This window comes from Streptomyces sp. NPDC004561, from assembly GCF_053602155.1.
Map to the genome: position 1 here is coordinate 1 of NZ_JBSGDB010000712.1, position 3,318 is coordinate 3,318.

General features: G+C 73.2%; 4 protein-coding genes. All 4 read left to right on the top strand.

Going from position 1 to position 3,318, the window contains the following annotated elements:
* The first annotated feature begins 163 nt into the window (after nucleotides 1-163).
* Nucleotides 164-1,375, top strand: coding sequence for a hypothetical protein (locus tag ACWEN3_RS44050; protein WP_452983649.1), 1,212 nt, complete (start codon nucleotides 164-166; stop codon nucleotides 1,373-1,375).
* Nucleotides 1,376-1,472: 97 nt separating this feature from the next.
* Nucleotides 1,473-1,793, top strand: a complete 321-nt coding sequence (locus tag ACWEN3_RS44055) for a hypothetical protein (protein WP_452983652.1) — start codon at nucleotides 1,473-1,475, stop codon at nucleotides 1,791-1,793.
* A gap of 133 nt (nucleotides 1,794-1,926) precedes the next feature.
* Complete coding sequence (locus ACWEN3_RS44060) at nucleotides 1,927-2,757, top strand: PP2C family protein-serine/threonine phosphatase (protein ID WP_452983655.1); 831 nt, start codon at nucleotides 1,927-1,929, stop codon at nucleotides 2,755-2,757.
* A 288-nt stretch (nucleotides 2,758-3,045) separates the two neighbouring features.
* The coding region (locus ACWEN3_RS44065; protein WP_452983658.1) for an MASE1 domain-containing protein at nucleotides 3,046-3,318 on the top strand (273 nt) is incomplete at its 3' end.

Here is a 3,318-nt window from a genome sequence, read left to right on the forward strand (position 1 = left end):
GGCGCGGGCCGGCCCGGCGACGGCGGTCCCCCGCACACCCAGGGCCGTTTCGGTTTGCCCCTGTTTAGGAAGGGAGGAGGAAGTTCCTGAATCAGGGTGGAAGTGTGTAAGAAACCCGAGTCGCGGATTGCACGTCTTACCTGACGTGCCCAAGGTCAAGAGAGTGAGCACCTCTTCCGTACCCCGGCCCGAGCCGGCCGCCCCGTCCCGTCCCCTCGGCCCCCCGGACCTGCTGCCCTGGATTTCGCGGCGCGGGGTCCCCGAGGGAGCTGTGGCGGCCCTAGTCCTGTTCACGGCCGTCCGGCTGGCCGGGGTCCTGACGGTGATCGTGACGAACGCCCTCAGAGGCCATCCGCTCGTCAAGACACTCGCCCATTCGTGGGACTCCCGCTGGTACCTGCACATCGCCGCCCAGGGCTACGGCCACAAGATGTGGATCACCCCGACGGGCGCGGTCCAGACCGACTGGGCCTTCTTCCCCCTCTACCCGGCGCTCATCCGGGCGCTGACCACCGTCCTGCCGCTCACCCCCGGCCAGGCGGCACTGCTCATCTCCTGGATCGCGGCCGGCGTGGCCGCGTACGGCGTCTACGTCATCGGCCACCATCTGTACGGCCGTGGGGTCGCCACCGCCCTGGTCGCGCTCTGGGCCGCCCTGCCCCACGCGATCGAACTGACCATCGCCTACACCGAGTCCCTGTTCGCCGCGCTCGCCATCTGGGCCCTGTACTACGTGCTCAAGGGCCGCTGGCTGTGGGCCGGAGGGCTGGCCGCGCTGGCGGGCCTGTCCCGGCCGAGCGGCTTCGCGGTGGCCGGAGCCGTCGCCATCGCGGCCGCGTACGAGGCGCTGCGCCGGCGCGGCCGGGTCCCCGTGTGCCTGTGGGCCGGCGCCGTCCTCGCCCCGCTGGGCTGGCTCGGCTATGTGCTGTGGGTGGGCACCCAGACCGGGGACGTGCTCGGCGGCTACTTCAAGGTCCAGAGCGCCTGGGACTCCCGCTTCGACTTCGGCCTGGGCTCGGCCCACTTCGTCAAGGGCCTGCTGCTGCACGGCGGAGGCGTCGTCTACTCGGCCGCCCTGGTGATCGTCGCGGCAGGCGTACTGCTGTTCGCGCTGCTGTGTCTGGACCGCGCCCCGCTGGCCCTGGTGATCTTCGCCGGGGTGCTGATCCTGCTGGTCGTCGGCGGCTCCGGCTCCTTCTCCTCCAAGCCGCGCTTCCTGCTGCCGGCCTTCCCGCTGCTCATCCCGATGGCGCGCGCGCTCGCCCGGACCTGGCGGGTGCGCCCCGCCCAGGCGATGCTCGTCTACGGCGCCATCGCCGTGATGTCCCTGCTGTTCGGCGCCTATGTGACCGCCGTGGCCCACTCCCCGCTGTGAGCCCCCGCCGGCCTTCGCACGGGCGCCCGGCGCCGCTCCGCGCTGTGCGAAGGCCGTGAATCGGGGTAGGCGAGGGACGCGCGAGGAAAGGATCGTCATGACGACCTACGTGATCAGCGTCCCCGGCACCTTCACCGCGGGTATCGGCTCGGACACCCGCACCCGGATCGCCCGGGCGCTGCGGCCGGCCGATCCGCACGGCACACGGATGGGCAGCAGCGAGGACCTGGACGTGCTCAGCGTCAACGAGGACAACACCTTCACCCTCCGCCTGACCGTCGAGGCGGACACCGGCCCGCACGCCGAGGAGGAGGCCCGCCGGCTTGCGGACTCCGCCCTGCGCGACGCGGGACTGGACGAAGGAAGCGCGCCGCTGGGGCCCGCGGTGATCACCGGCATCGACTCCGAAGTCCGCTGACCGGCCGTCGTGCCGGGTGCGGGCGCGGGCCGTCCGCGGGGCGAGATCATTCGATACAGGTAAAATCTAGGCGTTCGCCGAACATTCGGGCGAGCGTCCCTCCGGGAGCCACCGCCCCGCCGGAAGTGAATCGATGGCCCGCAAGAGCTCCACCGACGACGGCGACGAACTGCTGGTCAGACTCGGTTCGCTCACCGCGCAGGCACGCGAGCGCGCGGAGCTGCAGCGCACCCAGGTCGAGCTGGCCATCGCCCTGCAGCGCGGCATGCTGCCCCGGGACCTGCCGGCCGCCCCCGGACTGCACCTCGCGGTCCGGTACGCGCCCGCCTGCCACGGCCTCAACGTGGGCGGCGACTGGTACGACGCCTTCACCATGCCCGACGGCCGGATCGGGCTGTCCATCGGGGACGTCCAGGGCCACAACATCGAGGCGGCCGCCTTCATGGGCCAGGTCCGTGCCGGGCTGCGCGCCCTCGCCTCCGTCAGCAGCGAGCCGGGCGAACTCCTCGCCCGCACCAACGACCTGCTGCTCTCCCTCGGCAGTGACCTGTTCGCCACCTGCACCTTCATGCGGCTCGACCCCGCCACCGGGGTCATCGAGAGCGCCCGGGCCGGCCACATTCCCTTCGTGTGGGCCACGGCGGACGGCAAGGCCGGTGTCGTCGACGACGAGGGCGGCCCGCCGCTCGGCATCGACCGGGGCGTCGAGTACCCGGTGGCCCGCCACCGGCTGACCGCGGGCGGACTGTTCGTGCTGCTCACCGACGGCGTGGTGGAAGGGCCGTCGCTGCACATCGAGGACGGGCTGGACCAGGTGGTGCGCCTCGCGGGCATCGCCGCCGTCGCCGGGCTGGAGAGCCACGCGCTGGCCGCCGCCGTGATCAAGGGCGCCGAGAGCATCGGGCACGAGGACGACGCCGCCGTCCTCGTCGTGGGCATGGACGGACCCCGAACACGGCGGTAGCCCGCGACGCGTCTGCGACGTATCCGGGACGCTTCGGTGCCCGCGAAGAGCCCGCGACGTGTCCGCGACGCTTTGGTGGCCGCGAGGGGTCCGCGCCGCCTCGGTCGGGCCGGAATGGGCCCGCAGCCTGGCTCGACGGTCCGCACCCCGGCTCGACGGCCCGCACGCGGGCTCGGCGTGCCCGTGGGCCGCCCCCGCCCGGGTGCCGCGCCGCCCGGGCCCAGAAGGCGGCCGAAGGGCCGGACCGCCCCGGCTCTCGCCTCGCAGACCCGCGCCCGCCGGTGTGAGATGGCTGCTGTGGTGGGTATCGAGCTACGGCGCCGGCCGGGCGGCTACGCCGTCCAGGTACTGGCAGTCGCCGCCATCTACTACGGGGCGGCCCGGCTCGGCCTGCTGCGCGAGCTGTCCGTGGAGAGCGCCGTCGTCACCCCCATCTGGCCGCCGACCGGCGTCGCCGTCGCGTCCCTGCTGATCCTCGGCCTCGGCTGCTGGCCCGGGATCACGCTCGGCGCCCTCCTGGTCATCCTCTCCCTGGCCGCCCCGGGCCCCGACCTGATCGGC

Coding starts and splice junctions, on each gene's coding strand:
- ACWEN3_RS44055 (WP_452983652.1), top strand. CDS start 1,473: ATGACGACCTACGTGATCAGCGTCCCCGGCACCTTCACCGCGGGTATC.
- ACWEN3_RS44060 (WP_452983655.1), top strand. CDS start 1,927: ATGGCCCGCAAGAGCTCCACCGACGACGGCGACGAACTGCTGGTCAGA.